The 17,457-nt window shown below is 60.7% G+C and carries 18 protein-coding genes and 1 pseudogene; 9 read left to right on the top strand and 10 right to left on the bottom strand.

The annotated features are described in order from the left end of the window. Nucleotides 1-147: 147 nt before the first annotated feature. The 3 genes from LK12_RS16125 to LK12_RS16115 form a co-directional block, all read right to left on the bottom strand. Entirely contained in the window at nt 148-1,425 is a 1,278-nt protein-coding gene (locus LK12_RS16125; protein ID WP_039286286.1) for a cytochrome P450, read from the bottom strand. Nucleotides 1,426-1,617: 192 nt separating this feature from the next. Next, nucleotides 1,618-2,670, bottom strand: a complete 1,053-nt coding sequence (locus LK12_RS16120) for an NAD(P)H-dependent amine dehydrogenase family protein (protein WP_039286284.1) — start codon at nt 2,668-2,670, stop codon at nt 1,618-1,620. 11 nt (nt 2,671-2,681) lie between these two features. Further along, a complete protein-coding gene (locus LK12_RS16115) occupies nt 2,682-3,488 on the bottom strand; it encodes an SDR family NAD(P)-dependent oxidoreductase (protein ID WP_039286282.1) in 807 nt (268 codons plus the stop codon). 418 nt (nt 3,489-3,906) lie between these two features. Between LK12_RS16115 and LK12_RS16110 the strand changes: the two genes are divergently transcribed. Next, nucleotides 3,907-4,764, top strand: a complete 858-nt coding sequence (locus tag LK12_RS16110; RefSeq protein WP_039286827.1) for an SDR family NAD(P)-dependent oxidoreductase — start codon at nt 3,907-3,909, stop codon at nt 4,762-4,764. A gap of 67 nt (nt 4,765-4,831) precedes the next feature. Here LK12_RS16110 and LK12_RS23880 read toward each other — a convergent pair whose 3' ends face one another. Continuing rightward, nucleotides 4,832-5,464, bottom strand: coding sequence for a TetR/AcrR family transcriptional regulator (locus LK12_RS23880; protein WP_197063553.1), 633 nt, complete (start codon nt 5,462-5,464; stop codon nt 4,832-4,834). 88 nt (nt 5,465-5,552) lie between these two features. Here LK12_RS23880 and LK12_RS16100 point away from each other — a divergent pair, with 88 nt between their 5' ends. Genes LK12_RS16100 through LK12_RS16085 form a run of 4 tightly spaced genes read left to right on the top strand, consistent with a single transcriptional unit; the run spans nt 5,553 to nt 8,004 of the window. Then, entirely contained in the window at nt 5,553-6,257 is a 705-nt protein-coding gene (locus LK12_RS16100) for a hypothetical protein (protein ID WP_052223488.1), read from the top strand. Beyond that, on the top strand, nt 6,254-7,102 hold the full coding sequence (locus tag LK12_RS24960; RefSeq protein ID WP_197063552.1) for a hypothetical protein: 849 nt from the start codon (nt 6,254-6,256) through the stop codon (nt 7,100-7,102). The genes LK12_RS16100 and LK12_RS24960 overlap by 4 nt, the downstream gene beginning before the upstream one ends. Before the next feature lie 14 nt (nt 7,103-7,116). Next, a complete protein-coding gene (locus LK12_RS16090; RefSeq protein ID WP_052223486.1) occupies nt 7,117-7,728 on the top strand; it encodes a cytochrome c oxidase subunit 3 in 612 nt (203 codons plus the stop codon). 3 nt (nt 7,729-7,731) lie between these two features. After that, nucleotides 7,732-8,004: a cytochrome C oxidase subunit IV family protein gene (locus LK12_RS16085; RefSeq protein WP_039286280.1), complete on the top strand. Its 273-nt coding sequence runs from the start codon at nt 7,732-7,734 to the stop codon at nt 8,002-8,004. Nucleotides 8,005-8,034: 30 nt separating this feature from the next. Here the strand turns inward: LK12_RS16085 and LK12_RS24280 are convergent. Then, nucleotides 8,035-8,363, bottom strand: a pseudogene (locus LK12_RS24280) (acyl-CoA dehydrogenase family protein); the annotation flags it as partial. A gap of 101 nt (nt 8,364-8,464) precedes the next feature. Here LK12_RS24280 and LK12_RS16080 point away from each other — a divergent pair. Beyond that, a complete protein-coding gene (locus tag LK12_RS16080) occupies nt 8,465-9,391 on the top strand; it encodes a LysR family transcriptional regulator (RefSeq protein WP_052223485.1) in 927 nt (308 codons plus the stop codon). A 273-nt stretch (nt 9,392-9,664) separates the two neighbouring features. Here the strand turns inward: LK12_RS16080 and LK12_RS16075 are convergent, their stop codons facing one another. From LK12_RS16075 to LK12_RS16060, 4 genes are read right to left on the bottom strand one after another with little or no spacing between them, the layout of a single operon-like run. Then, entirely contained in the window at nt 9,665-10,066 is a 402-nt protein-coding gene (locus LK12_RS16075) for a thioesterase family protein (RefSeq protein ID WP_039286278.1), read from the bottom strand. Beyond that, complete coding sequence (locus LK12_RS16070) at nt 10,063-11,736, bottom strand: thiamine pyrophosphate-binding protein (protein WP_197063551.1); 1,674 nt, start codon at nt 11,734-11,736, stop codon at nt 10,063-10,065. Before LK12_RS16070 ends, LK12_RS16075 begins: the two co-directional genes overlap by 4 nt. Nucleotides 11,737-11,761: 25 nt before the next feature. Beyond that, complete coding sequence (locus LK12_RS16065) at nt 11,762-12,964, bottom strand: CaiB/BaiF CoA transferase family protein (RefSeq protein WP_039286274.1); 1,203 nt, start codon at nt 12,962-12,964, stop codon at nt 11,762-11,764. Nucleotides 12,965-13,001: 37 nt separating this feature from the next. After that, complete coding sequence (locus LK12_RS16060; protein ID WP_052223484.1) at nt 13,002-13,958, bottom strand: TauD/TfdA dioxygenase family protein; 957 nt, start codon at nt 13,956-13,958, stop codon at nt 13,002-13,004. A 119-nt stretch (nt 13,959-14,077) separates the two neighbouring features. Here LK12_RS16060 and LK12_RS23875 point away from each other — a divergent pair, with 119 nt between their 5' ends. Beyond that, complete coding sequence (locus LK12_RS23875) at nt 14,078-15,037, top strand: LysR family transcriptional regulator (RefSeq protein WP_052223483.1); 960 nt, start codon at nt 14,078-14,080, stop codon at nt 15,035-15,037. A gap of 155 nt (nt 15,038-15,192) precedes the next feature. On the opposite strand, the gene LK12_RS24955 is transcribed toward LK12_RS23875, so the two are convergent. After that, the gene (locus LK12_RS24955; RefSeq protein WP_197063550.1) at nt 15,193-15,402 is read right to left on the bottom strand and encodes a hypothetical protein; all 210 of its coding nucleotides are present in this window, start codon (nt 15,400-15,402) and stop codon (nt 15,193-15,195) included. Between LK12_RS24955 and LK12_RS16050 the strand changes: the two genes are divergently transcribed. After that, a complete protein-coding gene (locus LK12_RS16050; protein WP_039286272.1) occupies nt 15,380-15,994 on the top strand; it encodes a TetR/AcrR family transcriptional regulator in 615 nt (204 codons plus the stop codon). The genes LK12_RS24955 and LK12_RS16050 overlap by 23 nt on opposite strands. 118 nt (nt 15,995-16,112) lie before the next feature. After that, nucleotides 16,113-17,453, top strand: a complete 1,341-nt coding sequence (locus LK12_RS16045) for an aromatic ring-hydroxylating oxygenase subunit alpha (RefSeq protein ID WP_039286271.1) — start codon at nt 16,113-16,115, stop codon at nt 17,451-17,453. Nucleotides 17,454-17,457: the final 4 nt, after the last annotated feature.

The following is a 17,457-nucleotide window of genomic DNA, read 5'->3' as shown; positions in this document are numbered from 1 at the left end:
TCCACGGTTGCTATCTCTTTCTCGGCAACGCCCATCGCCTGCCGATACCGCACGACAAGGCCGTTACGGTCGAAACCGGTGTGTAGATTCCCGAAACCCGTCTTTCAGCCGGTGTCCATCCGCCCGTTTGCTCTGGCAGACGTCGGCTCAAGGCTTCAAATCGACATGCAGCTCGGTCAGCCCGCGGACGATATAGCTGGGTTCGTAGTCCAGCCGCCGGTTGCCGAAAGGCCCATGGCGCGTTTCCGAGATCGTCATTTCGGAGGTGCGATCGAACAGCCGTTCGAACAGTACTCGCACTTCGGCGCGGGCCAGCGGGTTGCCGATGCACGTGTGGGCGCCACGGCCGAATGCGAGGTGTTCCTTGACCTTCGGCCGGTCGAGCCTGAACGTGTTGGGCTCTTCCCAACGCACCGGATCGCGGTCGGCCCCTGCCAGCGAGATCACAACCTTCATGCCTGCCTTGAAATGGAAACCGCCAACGGTCGTGTCCTTGCTTACCAGCCGGTGCGTGACTTTCGAGGAGCCTTCCAGCCGAAGCATCTCCTCAAGGAACGGGGCGATCAGGCTGCGGTCTGCCCGCAGGCGTGACTGCAGCTCCTGGTTATCGCACAGGTAGAGCACGGAATTTCCAATCAGCTTTGCGCTGGTGTCCTGCCCTGCGGAAAACAGGAATATGGCAAGCATGATCAGTTCGCTGACTTCGGGCAAAGTGCCATCGGGGAAGCGCGTGTTCGCCAGCACGCTCATCACATCGTCGCGGGGATTAGCCCTGCGGTCGACAATATAGCCACCGAACATGCGGCCCAGCTTCTCCGCCAGCGGCGCCAGTGATGCGCCCGCGTCGGCGTCGTCGACAGCGCCGGGGAGAGGCGCGTTTGCGAGGGTCTCCGTGATCTCGGCGCGATCCTCTTTCGGTACCCCGAGGAGATCAGCGATCACATAGGTGACGTAGGGCGTGGCAAGTTCGCCCATGATCTCGCACCCACCCCTGGCCACGACATCGCTCACCATGCGATTGGCAAGCTCCTGCATATAGAGTTCGTTGGCCTTCAGGCGCGAGGGGGCGAACAACCCGTTGAGCAGGGCGCGGCGAGCGGAATGTTCGCGGCCGTCATAGGACAGGAATGTCTCGTGGCCGACGAATTCATGGTGATGTTCGGCGATTTGCGCGGTGATGTCGTTGCCCTTGGGCTCAAACGGTAGCGGAGCAGTGGGGCCAGCTGCGGCAATCACCGATGAGAAATGCTCGCCATCGAGCAGTATGGCTGTCGCTTCTGCAAAACCGGTGACCATCACAAAGTCATGATTTTCCATTTGACGGACAGGTGATTGCGACCGGACCGCATCGAGAGCTTCGTAAGGGTCGAGCAGAACCGAATGATCGGTGAAGAAGTCCGGTTCCGCGAATACCGTTGTCGCCATGATTATCTCCCAGGGGAACGGGCCGGCCGATACCGGTCTCCTCGTCTTGCTGCTTGCGAATCCATAGGGCTACTCGTTCGCCCCATGGAAGAAAAACTTGGCTCCTTGGCCACGGGGCGGGTGCGCATCCCCAAGCGACCGCGCTTTCCGAGCGGCGGCGTCAGCCCGACTCGGACATTCGCAAGCCCCTCTTCATCGGCGGACAAGCCCGCGCGGTTGGACCACACCCAGATCGATGTGCGTCACCACTCCAGGAGCTGCGTCACAGACCTGCGGAACGGCCGTGCAGCCGACGAGGCCCGTCCACGGGATGCCAAGGAAGGGGTGCCGCCCGTCGGCATCTTCCATCGCCATCAGGTGACATTCTAGCGGCGGGTCGCCATGAATACGCACGCGGTACTTCGCCTCACCCTGCTCCCACAAAGGATCGAGTTCAGTGCCGAGCTGCCAGTAGAAGTGATAGACGATGAGGGGCTTGCCGCCTGACCAGGCGGTCCATTCGTAGTGCTGTCCGCCGCAAGTCCCGGCCTTCACCAGCCCGAATTCGTGGGCAATGTCGACTTTGGCCTTCGACACCTCAAACTTCACCGTCACCTCGTCGATTTCGGCTCCAAGGCCTTCGGCGATCAGCGTCATCGACGAATAGAAATGCTTGTAGGTTTCCGGCGACCGGCGCGGATTCGCCAACAGTTCGTCGCAATCGGCCCCGAAACCCATAATCTCGGTGTAGATCATCGGGTTGCGCACCTTGTCGATGATCTCGGTTACCTCGATGCAATCGATCCGGCTCATCAGCCGGGCCAGCGTGAGCGGCAGGATGTCGCCGGAATAGCCGGGATGGATACCGCAACCATGGAACGAGGCCTTGCCCGCCCGGCACGCTGCCTCGACGCGCGCCGCGTGTTCGGGAATGAACTTGTTGGGCAGGAAAGGGCCGGCCGGCGAGACGACGTTCTTGCCACTTTCCAGCAGGCGGCAGACCATGTCGATCGGCGGAGTCATCATCGAGGGCGCGAAAAGAACGCAATCCGCCTCCATGGCAAGGATCGCGTCCTCGCTGTCAGTACAAATTACCCCGGTCTTGGCCAGGCCGACGATATCGCCCGCGTCCTTACCGACCTTTTCGGGATTGGTGACAAGCACGCCGACCAATTCGGTCACCGGGTTCTCGATAAAGTACTTCAGCGCCGCCTTCCCGACCGTGCCGGTGGCCCACTGGATGACCTTGTATGTCTTCTGCGTCATCGCAAACCTCCTCAGTTGAGCCCGCGCGTCTGTCCGCCGTCCACGCGATAATTGGCCCCGGTGATGAAACCGTTGGCCGGGCTCGCGAGCATCGCGGCGACCATGGCCAGTTCCCGGGGCATGCCGAAGCGCCCGGCTGGCGGAACTTCGAATACCGCCTCGGCTGCAAGGCGATCGTTGACTTGCTCGGCAGTCAGGCTGTCATCCCCGAATTTCATCCGCCCGAACCGGACGAGACCATCGACGAGGATCACACCCGGCGTCAGCACGTTGACGCACACGTTCACCCCGCGCAGCGAACCGGCAAGGCTCAAGGTGAAGTTGTTGAGCGCCGCCTTGGCCGCTGAATAGTCCGTGCCCATGTAGTTGGGCTGCATGGCGACCGCGCTCGAAACATTGACGATCCGCCCGAAATTCGCCGCGACCATGTCAGGCACGCAGAGTTGGCAAAGCTGGACCGCGCCGAGCGTGTTGGCCTTGTAGTTCGACATGAAATCGGCAACCGGGATCTCCGCCGGAGCCTTCGCGGTATTGCCTTCGGAATTGCCCCCGGCGTTGTTGATCAGAATCTCGACGCTGCCACTGAGTGCAGCCAAGGCCTGATCATGGACCGCCTGTGCCACGCCGTCTTCGGACAATTCGCCGATCGCCACGCCCGCCGCGCCGATCTCGCCGGCCACCCGCTCGGCGCGCTCGAGATTGCGGCCATGCACGACAACGCTTGCGCCTTCCTCCACCAGCAGGCGGGCAATTGCTTCGCCAATACCGCTACTGCTGCCGGTTACCAGCGCCCGCCGCCCCTTGAGCATGAGGTCCATTCCGTTTCTCCCATCACATTCTTTGCGATCTTGTTGGCCAACAGCAGAACAAAGCCCCTGATAAACCCGGCACGCGCAAATCCTGTGACACACCGGCCGGCGTAAAGAAGCTCCCATATGGCAACAGCCATCGAACAAGCCTCCTGTGGGCGGCCGCGGTGCTGCACGCGCCGACGTTCGATAGTCTGTCGTGTGCTTTCGCGCTGCCTGATCAATGTGGCGTCCGCCGATGCCAGCTTCAGCATGCCCCGATGAAATCCCCGCTGCCACTTCAGAATCGATGTTGCGTGATGCTCTCGTGAAAAGCGTCGCATTGCGTTACCGGCAGGACATCGCCGATGAAGGATTGCGTCGTCATCAATGAATGATCGGCACCACGAAGCTGATCCAAACGGCAGCGGATCGGGAGAAGATTCGAATGACAGGCACGAAGATTCTGGCAGGCAAGACCGCTCTCGTTACGGGGGCGAGCAGCGGTATCGGGAAGGCAACGGCATTGATGCTCTCGCAAGATGGGGCCGCTGTCACGATCATGGGGCGGCGCGAGGATGCACTGCTGGCTGCACGAGACGATATCCTCGCAACGACACCCGAGGCGAGGGTCGAAGTACATGCCGGCGATGCGACGGAGGAGGAGGATGTGCGTAGGGCGCTGGCAAAGGCGCACGCTATTGCCGGTCGGCTGGACATCGTCGTTCCGGCAGTCGGTGGAAGCAATAACTATTCACCCCTGCTGATAGAACCGACCGAACACATCTTCTATGTGTTCAAACGCAACTTCCTCAGCGCGTTTCTCGCCATCCGGGAGAGTGCCCCGCTGATGGCGGCGCGGGGCGGCTCGATCGTTTGTGTCTCCACGGCAGTGGTCGCCCAGTCCTCAACCGGTCTTGCCTCCTATGCAGCGATGAAGGCCGGGGTCGAGCGGCTTGTCGAACTTGCGGCGCTGGAACTCGGCGCGGCTCGCATTCGCGTCAATTCGGTGCGGCCGGGCATGACTCGCTCGGAGGCGACCCAATTCATGTACGAGACCGAGGGCACCGAAGAACGCTACGCTGCCATCACCCCGCTCGGCCGCACCGGTGAGCCCGAAGACGTTGCCCGCGCGATCCGCTTCCTCGCCGGGCCCGAAGCAGGCTGGGTGACAGGGCAGAATTTCGCGGCCGACGGTGGGCAGCAACTCGGCGGTCTGGCACCTGACTTTCTGGACGATGCCTTTGGCAAGGAGACGATGGACAAGCTCCGTGTGGGCGATGTGCCGCAGGCATTGCGCCCCTGAGGGCAAAGGCTGGATCGGAACTGGACGGGAAGCAATCGCGCTGGGCGCCGATGTCTTGCAGCTTTCATCACGCCTCATCGATCACGCGGAAGAAACGGGCCAGCATGGCCGCAATTTCCTCGGTCGTCCTCTGCCTTTCCTTGCTGAGCCAGATGGCCAAGAGATCGAACGTGATGCTGCACAGGACAGTCGTTCCGAATGCAGGCGGCAGCCAGGTGGGTTGGGCAGGCCACCGATCGGCTTGCGCGTCGGTCCGCTGGATAAAAAGCTTTCTGACCTGTGCTGCCGCCCCGCCCGTAAGCAAAGCGGTCCAGACTTTGTCGTGTTCTGCCACATACTCACACAGCCTGAGCGTAGATACAGTGCTGTCGTTCGCCGAAAAGAGCGGCAGGGAGAGGTCGAGCAGCCGGTCAATATGGGTCTGCGCAAGATCGCCAAGCAAAGCGTCCTTGTCTGCGTAATTGCGGAAGAATGTGGTGTAGGCGACGTCGGCCCGCTCAGCGATTTCCTGCATCGATATCTGCTCGAACGGCTGCTCGAGCAACAGTTCCTGCAATGCCGAGCGCAACGCCTGCCGTGACTTGCGGACGCGGCGATCAAGTTGTCGATCCATCGGAACAGTCAATTGGGACATCCCCATTCGTTTCGGGACCTCACCTTGCCGCAAAAGCAAAGGCGTGGACACCGCAACGTTACGCATCACCACATCCTTTATGCAATATATTATTGCATAAGTGCATAGAAGCGGATACCCATTGACGATCAAGCCGGGACGTTGGGGAGAGACGATGCCCAGGATACTCGACCATACGCTGCTTCTGTCCGTGCCGGTCATCGGCATGATCTGGATTGCGGCATTCCTCGTATTTCCGACGTGGACGCCGCTGCCGCCAACGCTCTCGGCAGCCGATGTGGCCGCATTCTATTCCGACAGCGGCAATGCCACACGCGTCCAGTACGCAATGATCGTTTTCAACTGGTTCGAGATCGGGATGGTTGGCCTCTATGCCATGATCGCGCTGCAGATGGGCCGCATGTCGCATGGCGGCGGCCCGCTGGCGTGGGTCTACATGGCCGTGACGCTGGGAGGGGCCTGCATGTTCGCGGCGGCAAACTGCTTCTGGATCGTTGCCGCTTATCGCCCTGACCGCGCGCCCGAAGCGATCCAATTGCTCAACGACCTGGGCTGGATCTGCTTTTCCGTTCCCACCGGCTTCCTGATCGGGCAGGCTGTCACCCTCGCTTTCGCGGTTTTCCTCGATGACCGGGACGGTCGCGTTTTTCCCATCTGGGTTGGCTGGCTCAACGTCCTTGCCGCCATCGCCTGGGTGCCGGCCGCTTTCGGCGCGTTATACCTGACGGGCCCACTCGCGTGGAATGGATGGCTGACTTTCGATCTCAGGATCGGGACATTCGCGATCTACAATGCGGCCATGTTCGCGGCCGCCTGGACCGCGCGCAACCGGCTGGCCGAGCGGGACCTGGCGGCATGAGCGCCGCAGCGCCTCCGATCCCGTCGGGCATGGTTGCCAAGGCACGCTGGCACCTGCGCCATAACCCCAAGGCCGATTTGTGGGTAGCCTGGTGGAGCATTCCCATTGCATACAACATCATGGGAATGGTCTATTTCACCATCACCCACATGATGCCGCCGCCCGATCCGTCGAAGTCTCAAGCGGAAGTGGTCGAATTCTTCACCCGCTACGGCTTCGAGATCAGGCTGGGATTCGGGGTCATGCTGGTTTCCCTCGCCTTCCTCGTCTGGGCGAACGGCCTCATTGGCTGGTTGATCATGAAAATGGACCTGCCTCACGCAAAGGCTTGGGGATACGCCTACATGCTCGCGATGTGCGGCGGCGGATTTACCGGCGCCTACATGAGCGCGTTCACGATGTCGGTCGCCTCACTGCGGCCGGATCGTGATCCAGCCATGCTGCAGTTGCTTTATGATGCCACCTATATTTCGTTCGATGGGACGATGGGCTTCTTTCTGTTCGGGAGTCTGATCTGGACTTACGCTATCCTGGCGGACAAGAGCCGACTGTTCCCCAAGTGGTTCGGCTACACCTGCATCTGGAATTTCACGACCGAGTTTCTGGTCAGCCCGGCGGTGATCGTGCAGACTGGCCCATTCTCATGGAACGGGACGATCGCGTTCTGGATCGACACGATCGTCTACATCGGCTGGCAGGTCATTTACGTCTTCATGCTCTATTACGCCATCAAGCGCGTCGATCCGCCCAAGGACCGGTTCCGATCGATGCGCCTCGCGAACCTGCCGGGCAGCCGCGGAACCTCCGTCGCCTCAACGTCCGGCCTGTCGCCGCAACCCGCCTGAAGGAAGCGCGCACCATGGCATCGACCAACGCCGACTCGTCGCTCGACCTGACGCCTGCAGAGATCGACAAGGCCCAGCGACATGACGCCAATCCCCTCGACGGAATCTGGATCTTCATCGTCGGGGACCTGTTCATCTTCGGCAGCTATTTCGTGACTTATGCGCTGTGGCGCAACTGGCAGCACGACGTGTTCCTTTCGGCACAGCGAAACCTGAACCTCGGCTTCGGCCTGTTCAACACGATGGTGCTGCTGGTCAGTTCGTGGTTTCTCGCCGCTGCTCTCAAGGCCATGCGCGCGGCCGACTGGGATACGTCCGGCCGCTGGACGCTTGCGACAATGGCCTGCGGGCTGGTCTTCGTGGTCTCGAAAATCAGCGAATGGACGGTGGAAGTCGGGCACGGTTTTGTCTTCACCAGCAACATGTTCTCGCAATTCTACTTCTGGACGACTGGCGTCCACCTGCTGCACGTGCTGTTCGGCCTGCTGGCGCTGTTTCGGCTGTACCTGGAAGTGAAGGATCCGACATGCCGCAACGTGGCGACGGCGGAATCGGCGGCAGCGTTCTGGCACATGGTTGACCTGCTCTGGCTGGTCATTTTCGCCCTGATGTATCTGACGAGGTAGCCGATGCAGTACCTGTTCAAAGGGCGGATCGCGCCCGTGTGGCTGGGGCTCACGATCGTGACGCTGCTGTCTTGGCTGATCAGCTCAGGACAAGACAACGTCATGAAGCCTGATCTCACCGTGTCTATGGCGGTGGTCGTGATCGCAGTCATCAAGGCGCGGTTCGTGCTGCGCGAGTTTATGGAAGTCGGCCATGCCTCGCGCTGGCTGCGCGTCTTGAGCGACGTCTGGGTTGTTGGCCTTCCCCCGGCAATCCTGGTCGCCCTATCCGTTTGACGCGCCCGCACAAGCAGTCAACATCGCCCACGGCAAGTATTTCGCCTTGTGCGCATCCGCACCCCAGCGACGGATCTGGTTACGCACAAGTTGGAATGCGCGCCATAGGACAGACCGACCGGTGCCAAGGCGCTGCTCACCTCGTCCACAGCGATGACATGTTCGAGATAGCCGCGCCAGATACCGCCCCAGTCCCCCTCGACGGTGATACCATGGAGGGCTCGGCTGCCGTTCGCCAGCTAGAGATTGCGCGGAAACCAGTCGTCGGCATCCAAGTTCGCAGCGAAGCGCGCAACCGCCTCACAAATCATCTGCGCGCTTGCGCTCAGTCCGAGGCCGAAATCCGACTTCGCCCGCATGCGATGCCCGCTCTCGATCGCTTGCGTATTTCCGTGTTGGATACAGGGCGGTTTTTCATTAAAAAATCCAAACAACGATCCAACTCAAATAGATTTCTTCTATGCTAAAACGCGCACATGTCCGGCAGTTCCTTGCCGTCGTCGATACGGGCAGCTTCACCCATGCAGCCGCCCGCATCCGGCTGACACAACCTACACTTTCGGCCGGGATCGCAGAGCTGGAGAGAAACCTGGGCCACAGGGTCTTCGTGCGCGATCGCAAGGGCGTACACCTGACCGAGACGGGTGCGAGGCTGCTGCCGATCGCGCGCGCAATCGAAAATGGATTCACCGCGATCGACAAGATCGGCGAGGATGACGCAGAGGCCTGGCCGGCCTTGCGCCTCGGGCTGCTGAAGACGCTCGCAAAGCCTGTGGCCCGTCGGGTGCTGTCGGCCCTGCCGGATTCGCTTGAAGTCATCGACGGCAGCAACGCGGAGTTGCGCAAAGCGCTAGCCTCTGGCCGGGTGGACATGATCGTGACGACCCTTGCCAGGCATGACCGCAGCACCAATGCAATCCCGATCCTCGACGAGCCTTACGAGATGTTCGTTTCCGCGGCGCATCGTCTAGCCGGGACCGAGCGCGTCTCACCCCACCAGCTTGGCGGCGAAGTCATGATCGCACGACGATCCTGTGAGGCTCTCCACGAGACGAGCCGGTTCTTTACCCGGCATGGCATCCGCCCCCGTTTCGCACTGCGAAGCCACGACGAAGACCTCTGCATGCAGATGGTAGCTCTTGGCAGAGGGATCACGATCGCCCCGCATTCCTACAAGGCGGCAGGCATCGTGCCCGTCTGGGTCGAGGGTTACGAAATGAGACGCACCCTCGGGATCATCACCGACACCGGCAACGAAACGACCTCGACTGAAGCTCGCAATAGTCTGCACGACGCAATCGCCGCAGCCATTTTGGACGACGACGTACCGGACATCGACCAAGGCGACGGCGGTACAAGAGCCACGAGAAGCCAGTTTGAACGATAAAGGTCGGGATCCGGGGTCTCTCCGCCCCCGATGCGCTGCTACTTCTCCTGCGCACTGCTATGATCGGGTAATTGCCGAAAGGGCGCGCTGCGATGAGCCTGCGAACATCATTGATATAAAGAGAAAATCACTGATCGATCAAAACGAAAAATTCACGCTGATACCTCGCTGTCGCGCGACATAAACAATTAGGGCACCGCCATCAGTTTGTACTGATCCACGAATCCCTCAAGGGATCAACACCGCCTGGCTCTGGAATTACAGATGCTGAGCCTAGTCCCGGCGCTGTTGCACGCGCATCAAAAAGGTCTCGCGCTCGACCAGGAATCGCTCGATAGTGCCGCGCCCAGCCAGAATATTTCCATCGAGCACTTCAACGGCAAACGTGAGCGCCCGGCCATCCACGCCGGTCAGTTCGGCCCGAACCCGCAAAGTTCCACCCTGCGGTGTTGGTGCCAGATGTCGCATGTCCACGCGTGTTCCCACACTAGTCCACCCCTCATCCAAGGCACCAGACAGAGCCTTCATCGTCGCAGCCTCGGCCAAAGCAATCATTCGCGGTGTGCCCAGCACAGCGACGTCGCCTGAGCCCAATGCAGAGGCCAGATCGTCTTTCGTGACAATGGCTTCGATCTGCGCAGCGAGACCTGGCACAAGCGAACTCACCGTTTTCACTCCCTCGTCTCTTTCCCTGTAGCGTAAGAGGCACTCATAACACCTGCAAATCCGAGATGCGTTGCCGAAGCGCAATACGGGTCAACGATCACATTGACGATGGCTGGCTTCTCTGAATCGATTGCACGCTGCAGTGCCGGGGCAATGTCGTCGACGCGAGACACACGCTCGCCGTAGCCACCGAAGGCCGTTGCCACCATCTGATAATCCGGCGTGCCAAGATCCTGCCCGGGCATCATGGCGGAGGGATCATTCGGGCGCGCCGTAATCCCGGCATTGTTCACGATCACGCAAACGAAAGGCAAATTGTGACGGCAGGCGGTATCGATTTCGAGACCGTTCCAGCCGAACGCGCTGTCCCCAGAGACAACAACAACCTGACAATCGGGCTTGGCTGCCTTGGCCCCGATCGCGAACGGCACGCCGAGACCGACGTTGCCCATCGTGCCCGGGTTTATGCGGTGTCCGGGCCGGTGCGACTTCAGCGAGTGGCGGCAGAAGCCCAGCGTATCGTGACCATCCTCGATCAGGATCGCATCCTTGGCGAGCACCTTCTCGATTTCGCACATCAGGCGCAGCGGATGAATAGGCTGCGCGTCGTTGCACGCCATGGCCTCCATTTTCGCTTTTGCCGTGGCATCCTTTTCCCGCAGATGCGCGATCCAGGGGGCGAAGCGCGATCCGTCGAAACCCCGTTCGCGAATACGCGCGACCAGTGCGTCAAGAGTGACCTTCACATCGCACTGGATCGGAATCGCCGGCGCTGTCTTTGCCAGCTCCTCGCTATCCAGATTGACCATCGCCACGGTCAGGCCTGCTGCCCAGCGCGGTGGCGTCAGATGGCCGATGATGAAATTCGAACGCGTGCCGAGCGACAGTGCGAAGTCCGCTTCCCGGAACGCCATCGTGCGGGCGCCGAGAATGGCCATGTCATGATCTTCCGTTACGACCCCGCGCCCTTGGGGAGTCGTGTAAAACGGCACGCCGCACAAGCTAACGAATTCTTCCATGGCCTCGCTTGCACCGGACCAGATAACGCCGCTGCCGCTGACAATCACGGGCCGTTCGCTCGCCGCTAGCGCATCGAGAACAGCGTCGACCTGCCCAGCCGATGGTGCCGCCAGTTCCATGCATTTGAACGGCGACGGTCCGACCTCGACCTCTCCGGAAAGCGCATCGTTGAGAACGTCACCCGGCAAGTCCAGATAGACCGGCCCTTGCCGCGGTTCGGTCGCCATCACCAGCGCCCGGTCGAACAGCGCACTGGCCTCGTCCGGACTGGTCAATTGCAGCGTACCTTTCACGGCGGGCTCGAACAGGCGGACCTGATCGAGTTCCTGGAAAGAGCCGGTGCCGCGGGTGGCAAGCGGAGAGGAACCGCCGAGCAGGATGATTGGCGTTTCCTCCGCCACGGCGTGAACCGCGGTCGGAATCATGTTGACCGCACCGGGGCCTGCAGGGGCGAGACACACCGCCGGTTTACCGGTCACGCGTGCATGCGCGAAGGCCATGCCGGCCGCCGCGATTTCATGGCGCGCGCCAACCAGTTCGATACCCAACGCCTCGCATTCTCGGGTGAGCTGGATGTTGGGCGCACCGGTGATGTGATAGACGGTCGTGATGCCGCGCGCCTTCAGGGTGCGGGCCAGCAATGCTGCAGCAGTCGGCAAGGTCTTCTCCCTTGTATGCAATTATCTAAAGCACGCCCTTGTCACGCAGCGCGCTGATCTCGTCCCATTCGTAACCAGCCTCGAGCAGGATCATCTCGGTATCCTGCCCCAGCTCGGGGGCGGACGACCGGGCTCCGCCCGGCGTTGCACTGAAGCGGATGGGCATGCCGATCTCACGGATACGGCCGAGATGCGGGTGGTCCAGTTCCTCGATGTAGCCATTGGCGACAACCTGGGGATCGCTGACGACGTCCGCATAGCTATTCACCGGCGAACAGGGGATTCCGGCCTCTGTGAAGCGCGCGAGAAGATCTGTCCGGGTGAAACGAACAAAGGCTTCGTCGAGTTGTCGGACCAGCTCGCGGGTCGCGGCGGTGCGCTGCTGCATCGTGGCATAGTCCGGGTCCCTGCCCAGTGCCTCCAGCCCCAGAATGGCGCAGAAGTCAGGCCAGTATCGATCGCCCTGCAGCCCACCGACGGCGATCCATTCGTCGTTCGCGCAAGCATAGAGGTTGAAGACGGGATTGCGCGGCGCATCCCGGCGGGACATCGCAGGTTCGTAACCGGTAATGAGATGCCGGGTCAGTCCCATTTGCTGCAGGGTGAGCATCGCCCCCAGCTGAGAGACCTCCACTTCCTGCCCTTCACCCGTGCGTTCACGTGCAAAGAGAGCCGCCGTTACCGCCTGAGCCAGCAGGATGCCGCCTGTCTGGTCCGCCAGACCGAAGGCATTGTTGTATTCGGCAGGCGCTCCGGGCTCACGCAGGGCGTGCAACACGCCCGATCGCGCTTGCCCCAGAATATCGAAGACCCCAACACGCGCATCCGGCCCCTTGGGCCCGAAACCGGTCGCGCTGGCATAGATGAGGCGCGGATTGCCTTCCTTCAGATCCGCGTAGGCAATCCCGAGCTTTTCCGCGACGCCCAAGCGAAAGTTCTGGACCACCACGTCCACACCGGCAGCCAGGCGATGAAACACCGCGCGGCCTTCTGGTGACTTGAGGTCGAGCGTGATCGAGCGCTTGTTGCGATTCATCGCCTCGAAATAGCCGGAAACCCCGGCGGGCCCGGACGCATCCATGAACCCGCGCCCGGGATCACCCGTGGCGCGATCCTCGACCTTGATCACATCGGCGCCGAGATCCGACAGCATGACGGTAGCAAACGGTCCGTTCTGCCAGATCGTGCAATCCAGAATGGTGACGCCCGAAAGCGGTCCTTTGTTCACGCCCGTCTCCCCCTCATTCACTGCACCGCCGACGCCTTCAGGCGTCGAAACGGGGCAGCTTGTCGTTGCCGTCGAGATCCTGGCCCAGCGCGTAGTCACCGTGGATGGTCGTGCGCTCCATCAGGCGGGTATCGTCGGGCTCGACACCGGCTGCGCAGTGGAGCGTGCGCCAGTTGTCCCACAGGACCATGTCGTCCTCCTCCCAGTCATGGAAATAGGTACGGTCCGGATCGACGCAGTAGCTGACGACTTCCTGCAGCAGGGCATCGCCTTCCGGGCCACCCATTTCGTAGACACCTTCTGCAAATCCCGGCGATACGTTGAGCACCTTGCGGCCCGTCTCGGCCTGCGTGAAAACCATGGGGTGAATGACGCGCGGATATTGATAGATCCGCTTCATGATGCGGCTCCAGCTCTGCGCACCGCGAACGAACTTGATCTGCACATCGCCGGCAAAGCGGGCGTGCGCGTAATTGAGGTCCGCCGAATAGACGACGTGCAGGTTTTCGATCCTGGCCTTCAGGTCCTCGGGCAATCGCTCATAAGCGGAAATCTGGTCGGCATAGCCAGTCGCGCCGCCACCCTTGGCAGGCAGGGTATGCGGTCGGAGAATGCCGCCCCGGTTGAGCTTGGAAAAATAGACCATGTCCGTGTGCCACGGGATCCAGCCGCCGATGACCTTGCCATCGACCTCATAGGCGGTGCCATCCTCCGGATAGTACTTGATGTTCACCAGTTCCGGGAATTCCTCGGACCGCGATTCCTTGAACGGAAACTCTTCCGGCGTTCCGAAAACCCGGCTGAGTTCGACCTGCATCTGCCGTGAGGATTCACCACCCCGAAACAGGATCACGCCTTTGTCGATCCAAAGGTCGGCCAGCGCCTTGCGCACATCGTCGCGCTCCAGGTCCTCTAGACGCAATCCGCTGACACGCGCGCCGAACTCCAGCCCCGGAGCCAGTTCTCCGACCGAAAATCCCAAAGCAGTCGCCATTTTCTCAGCCTCCACCCAGCTATGCTATTTTGCAGCGTGGAATGGAAAATAGTGCCTCGATAGCCGCCAGAAAAATGCCGATTGCGATTCCATGTCTATACCATATAGGTATACCCGGTATGGATTTTCGTCTCCTTCGCTACTACATCGCGGTTATCGAGGAAGGCTCGATCCAGTCCGCAGCCCGGCGCATGAACGTCGCACAACCCGCCATGTCACGGCGAATCCGCGATTTGGAGCTGTCGCTTGACTGCCGCTTGCTCGAACGAGGCGTGCGCGGCGTCACGCCTACCCGAGCGGGACAAGCATTCTATCTGAACGCCATTGCGCTGGTGAAGCATCTGGAAGGCGCCATACTCGATGCCCAGCGGCTCGATCTGGAACACAGCAATGACGTGCGAATCGGCCTTGTGCACAGCGCGCGCAGATACGCCTTCCTGCAGCGAGCAACGGCGCGCTATAGGGAGCGTCCCGGCTTGCCCCGCCTCAGCCTGCAGAGAGGCTATTCAGCTGAACTGGCCGAACTGTTGCGCGACAACCGGCTGGAGATGTCCTTGCTGTTCGAACATCGGAGCGGATCTCCGCGGCTACGCGACAGACTCATCCATCGCGAACGCTATGTCCTTGCGGCCCACCCCGCCCATCCGCTTGCGCAGGAGGTGCCGCTGGACCTTGCCGCACTGGCCAAATTCCCGCTGACCTGGCTGGCGCGCCAATTCGAAGGCGGCGAACAGGACATATTGCTCCAGTTGTGCCGGCGGCATGGGCTTGAGCCACTCATCGAACGCCGGGTCGCCACGCACGAAGAGCAGATCGACCTGACGATCGTGAGCGGCGGCATCTGCCTGACACCGGCATCGACCATGCTATCGACACCGCGCGGGCAATTCGTGTTCCGCCCTATCCCCGATTTCCCGATGACGCTGGAATTGTCGCTTGGCTGGCAGCAGGAATTCGAAAACCCAGCTGCCGCCGCGTTGCTCGAAGAGCTATGCACCGCGATCGACGAACATCAAGGCAGTTTGAAAACGCCCGATAATCCGGTCATCCTTTGCGGAATTCCATTGCTGGAAAGCTGACTTCCAATCCTGCCGAGCGGACACGGCTCCCGGAAATACCGCGTTTTGCCAAATAGTGTTTGCGCGTCTCGAAGAACGCCATGAACGCTTCCTGTTATTCAGCAGCCTGCAGCATTTCACCGAACCTGCTCGCAACGGCGACCCACCGGCAGCATTCAAACCGCCGCAGGCTTGCCGAAATCCTGACGGAACGGCAGAATGTTGCGCCACATTGCACCCGGAGCCTGCTTGCCGCCAACGCCCCGGGCCATCGCCTCCCCTTTTGCTGCGCCAACGAGAAAGTCATTAATTTTGAAAAATGTAGCCAACAAAACGCAGCGCAAAAAAAAGACCACGCAGAGGATGAAAAAGGCCGAACGGCGCATACAGCTCCTTCGTACGGCTCGCGAGATCATAGTGAAGGACGGGATAGGGGGACTGACCATGTCCGCGCTGGTGGAACGGTCCGGCGCATCAAGGCCTGTAGTCTATGAGCACTTCAAGAACAGCGAAGCCGTGGCTGTCGCCCTTGTAGATCAGTTTTTTCAAGAGACGGCCCGTTTCGTCGTGCCGCGCGTCGACAAGTCCGAAACGATCTTCGAGTACATGGACGTCTTGATCGACGCCCTTTTCGAATATCGCAAAGCCGACGAATTTCACGCATACCTGATGACCAACGGCCATTCGAGCGCAATGCCTGAACTCAACCGGGTGTCTTTGCTGTACAAGCAGCGTGCCATCGACATCTTTTCGTCACTGCTCGAGGGGCAAGGCGTCGAACCGGAGCTTTGCAAGGGTGCAGGCTATGGCCTGCACGAACTGGTCACGAACACAGTCTATGCTTTCGGCGCCTCGGATGATGCGAGCCAGGCGAAAAGAGCCTTGAAAATCATGGTCGCGGGGTCCCTTCGGGCCCTTGTAACCGGCCCCGGCACCCGCCCCATCACGCCATCGGAACTCATCAAGCCACTGGCGTGAGTCTTGCAAAAATAATGCACGTACCATTGTTCATTTCTCGTTGATCGAACACCTACATTGGTGTAGGTTTTGATTCATCGATCGGGCACAAATGCCCTTTTGCCTATGGGAGAGTGGAATGAACGACGTCGGCGGCAAGCTCGACGAAGCGATCGAAGCACCGGTGCGCCTGCATGTCGAACCGTATGTCTCGAAAGCCTATGCCCGCGAGGAAAAGGACAAGCTCTGGAGCAAGGTCTGGCAGTTGGCCTGCCGCGAAGAAGAGATTCCCAACCCCGGCGATTACTACACTTACGACATTCTCGATCAGTCGTTCATCGTGCTGCGCGCCGAAGATGGCGGGATCGTTGCACACCACAACGTGTGCCGGCACCGCGGCAAGAGACTGACTTCCGGAACCGGCCACGTTTCCCACCTTCACTGCGGCTATCACGGCTGGCAATGGAACCTGCGCGGCGAGAACATTCGCGTCCTCAACAAGGAGCACTGGTGCGGAGGTCTGGACAAGGTCGATCTCAGCCTGGCGTCCGTGAAGGTCGGCCGCTGGGGCGGTTACGTTTACATCAACCTCGATCCTGACTGTGAGCCGCTCGAAGAGTTTCTCGCCCCTGTCATCGACGTTATCGGGCCCCTCGACCTTGGCGGCATGCGCTACAAGTGGCGTAAGTGGCTTCGCTATCCGGCCAATTGGAAGGTCGTAACCGAGGCGTTTATCGAGGGCTATCACGCTCCGGCCACCCACCCTCAAACCGCAAAATTTGGTACCGGCGTGACGGCGGGAAGTGCCGAAGGAATTCATGCAAAGATGTGGGCTGTAGGCGTTGAAGGAGGCGGCATCGGTACTGGCATTGGCGCGACATCAACGCACAAGCCAAAGGACCTGCCCTTCCTAGGAATTCAGCAGGCTGCGGAAACCGTATGGGCGAACTATTCCGAAACCCTTCTTGAAGCGGCGAGACTGACGGCACAGGCCTTGCCCGAGAGCGCAACGCCCGCCGAAGTCGGCGCGGATCTGATGCGCAGGGCGCATGCCATCGACGCCGCCCGCGGCGTCGAATGGCCGGAGGTCGCGCCAGAACACATGGCCCGTGTCGGTATCAACTGGCACGTCTTCCCGAACCAGGTCATCCTTCCCAACCTCACTTTCGCACTTGGCTTCCGCGTGCGTCCGGACGGTTTCGATCCGAACAGCTGCATCACAGAAATCTACGCGCTCGAACGGTATCCGGACGGGCTCGAGCCCAAGACCGAGTGGGTTGAATCGCCCGACATCACCTCGAAGGAACAGTGGCCTCTACTGCTGCGGCAGGACTTCCGCCAGATGCACGAGATTCAGCAAGGGATGGTGTCGGGCTCGATCGAGTACATGTACCCCAATCCGCTGCAGGAAGCCGGGGTCGTCAATTTCCAGCGCAACCTCGCGGACTACATGGGCTGCTGCGCGCCTGAAGTGCTCTAGGACC

The organism is Novosphingobium malaysiense (assembly GCF_000802225.1).
Classification (GTDB): Bacteria; Pseudomonadota; Alphaproteobacteria; order Sphingomonadales; family Sphingomonadaceae; genus Novosphingobium; species Novosphingobium malaysiense.
The sequence above is the reverse complement of the archived record's forward strand: the minus strand, read 5'-3'. Positions and strand labels throughout refer to the sequence as shown.

What these genes read in the sequence shown, in the direction of transcription:
- LK12_RS16060 (WP_052223484.1), bottom strand. Translation starts at nt 13,958, where the DNA reads ATGGCGACTGCTTTGGGATTTTCGGTCGGAGAACTGGCTCCGGGGCTG.
- LK12_RS16090 (WP_052223486.1), top strand. Translation starts at nt 7,117, where the DNA reads ATGGCATCGACCAACGCCGACTCGTCGCTCGACCTGACGCCTGCAGAG.
- LK12_RS16125 (WP_039286286.1), bottom strand. Translation starts at nt 1,425, where the DNA reads ATGGCGACAACGGTATTCGCGGAACCGGACTTCTTCACCGATCATTCG.
- LK12_RS16100 (WP_052223488.1), top strand. Translation starts at nt 5,553, where the DNA reads ATGCCCAGGATACTCGACCATACGCTGCTTCTGTCCGTGCCGGTCATC.
- LK12_RS24955 (WP_197063550.1), bottom strand. Translation starts at nt 15,402, where the DNA reads ATGCGCCGTTCGGCCTTTTTCATCCTCTGCGTGGTCTTTTTTTTGCGC.
- LK12_RS24960 (WP_197063552.1), top strand. Translation starts at nt 6,254, where the DNA reads ATGAGCGCCGCAGCGCCTCCGATCCCGTCGGGCATGGTTGCCAAGGCA.
- LK12_RS16115 (WP_039286282.1), bottom strand. Translation starts at nt 3,488, where the DNA reads ATGGACCTCATGCTCAAGGGGCGGCGGGCGCTGGTAACCGGCAGCAGT.
- LK12_RS16120 (WP_039286284.1), bottom strand. Translation starts at nt 2,670, where the DNA reads ATGACGCAGAAGACATACAAGGTCATCCAGTGGGCCACCGGCACGGTC.
- LK12_RS16080 (WP_052223485.1), top strand. Translation starts at nt 8,465, where the DNA reads ATGCTAAAACGCGCACATGTCCGGCAGTTCCTTGCCGTCGTCGATACG.
- LK12_RS23880 (WP_197063553.1), bottom strand. Translation starts at nt 5,464, where the DNA reads ATGCGTAACGTTGCGGTGTCCACGCCTTTGCTTTTGCGGCAAGGTGAG.
- LK12_RS23875 (WP_052223483.1), top strand. Translation starts at nt 14,078, where the DNA reads ATGGATTTTCGTCTCCTTCGCTACTACATCGCGGTTATCGAGGAAGGC.
- LK12_RS16050 (WP_039286272.1), top strand. Translation starts at nt 15,380, where the DNA reads ATGAAAAAGGCCGAACGGCGCATACAGCTCCTTCGTACGGCTCGCGAG.
- LK12_RS16110 (WP_039286827.1), top strand. Translation starts at nt 3,907, where the DNA reads ATGACAGGCACGAAGATTCTGGCAGGCAAGACCGCTCTCGTTACGGGG.
- LK12_RS16085 (WP_039286280.1), top strand. Translation starts at nt 7,732, where the DNA reads ATGCAGTACCTGTTCAAAGGGCGGATCGCGCCCGTGTGGCTGGGGCTC.
- LK12_RS16045 (WP_039286271.1), top strand. Translation starts at nt 16,113, where the DNA reads ATGAACGACGTCGGCGGCAAGCTCGACGAAGCGATCGAAGCACCGGTG.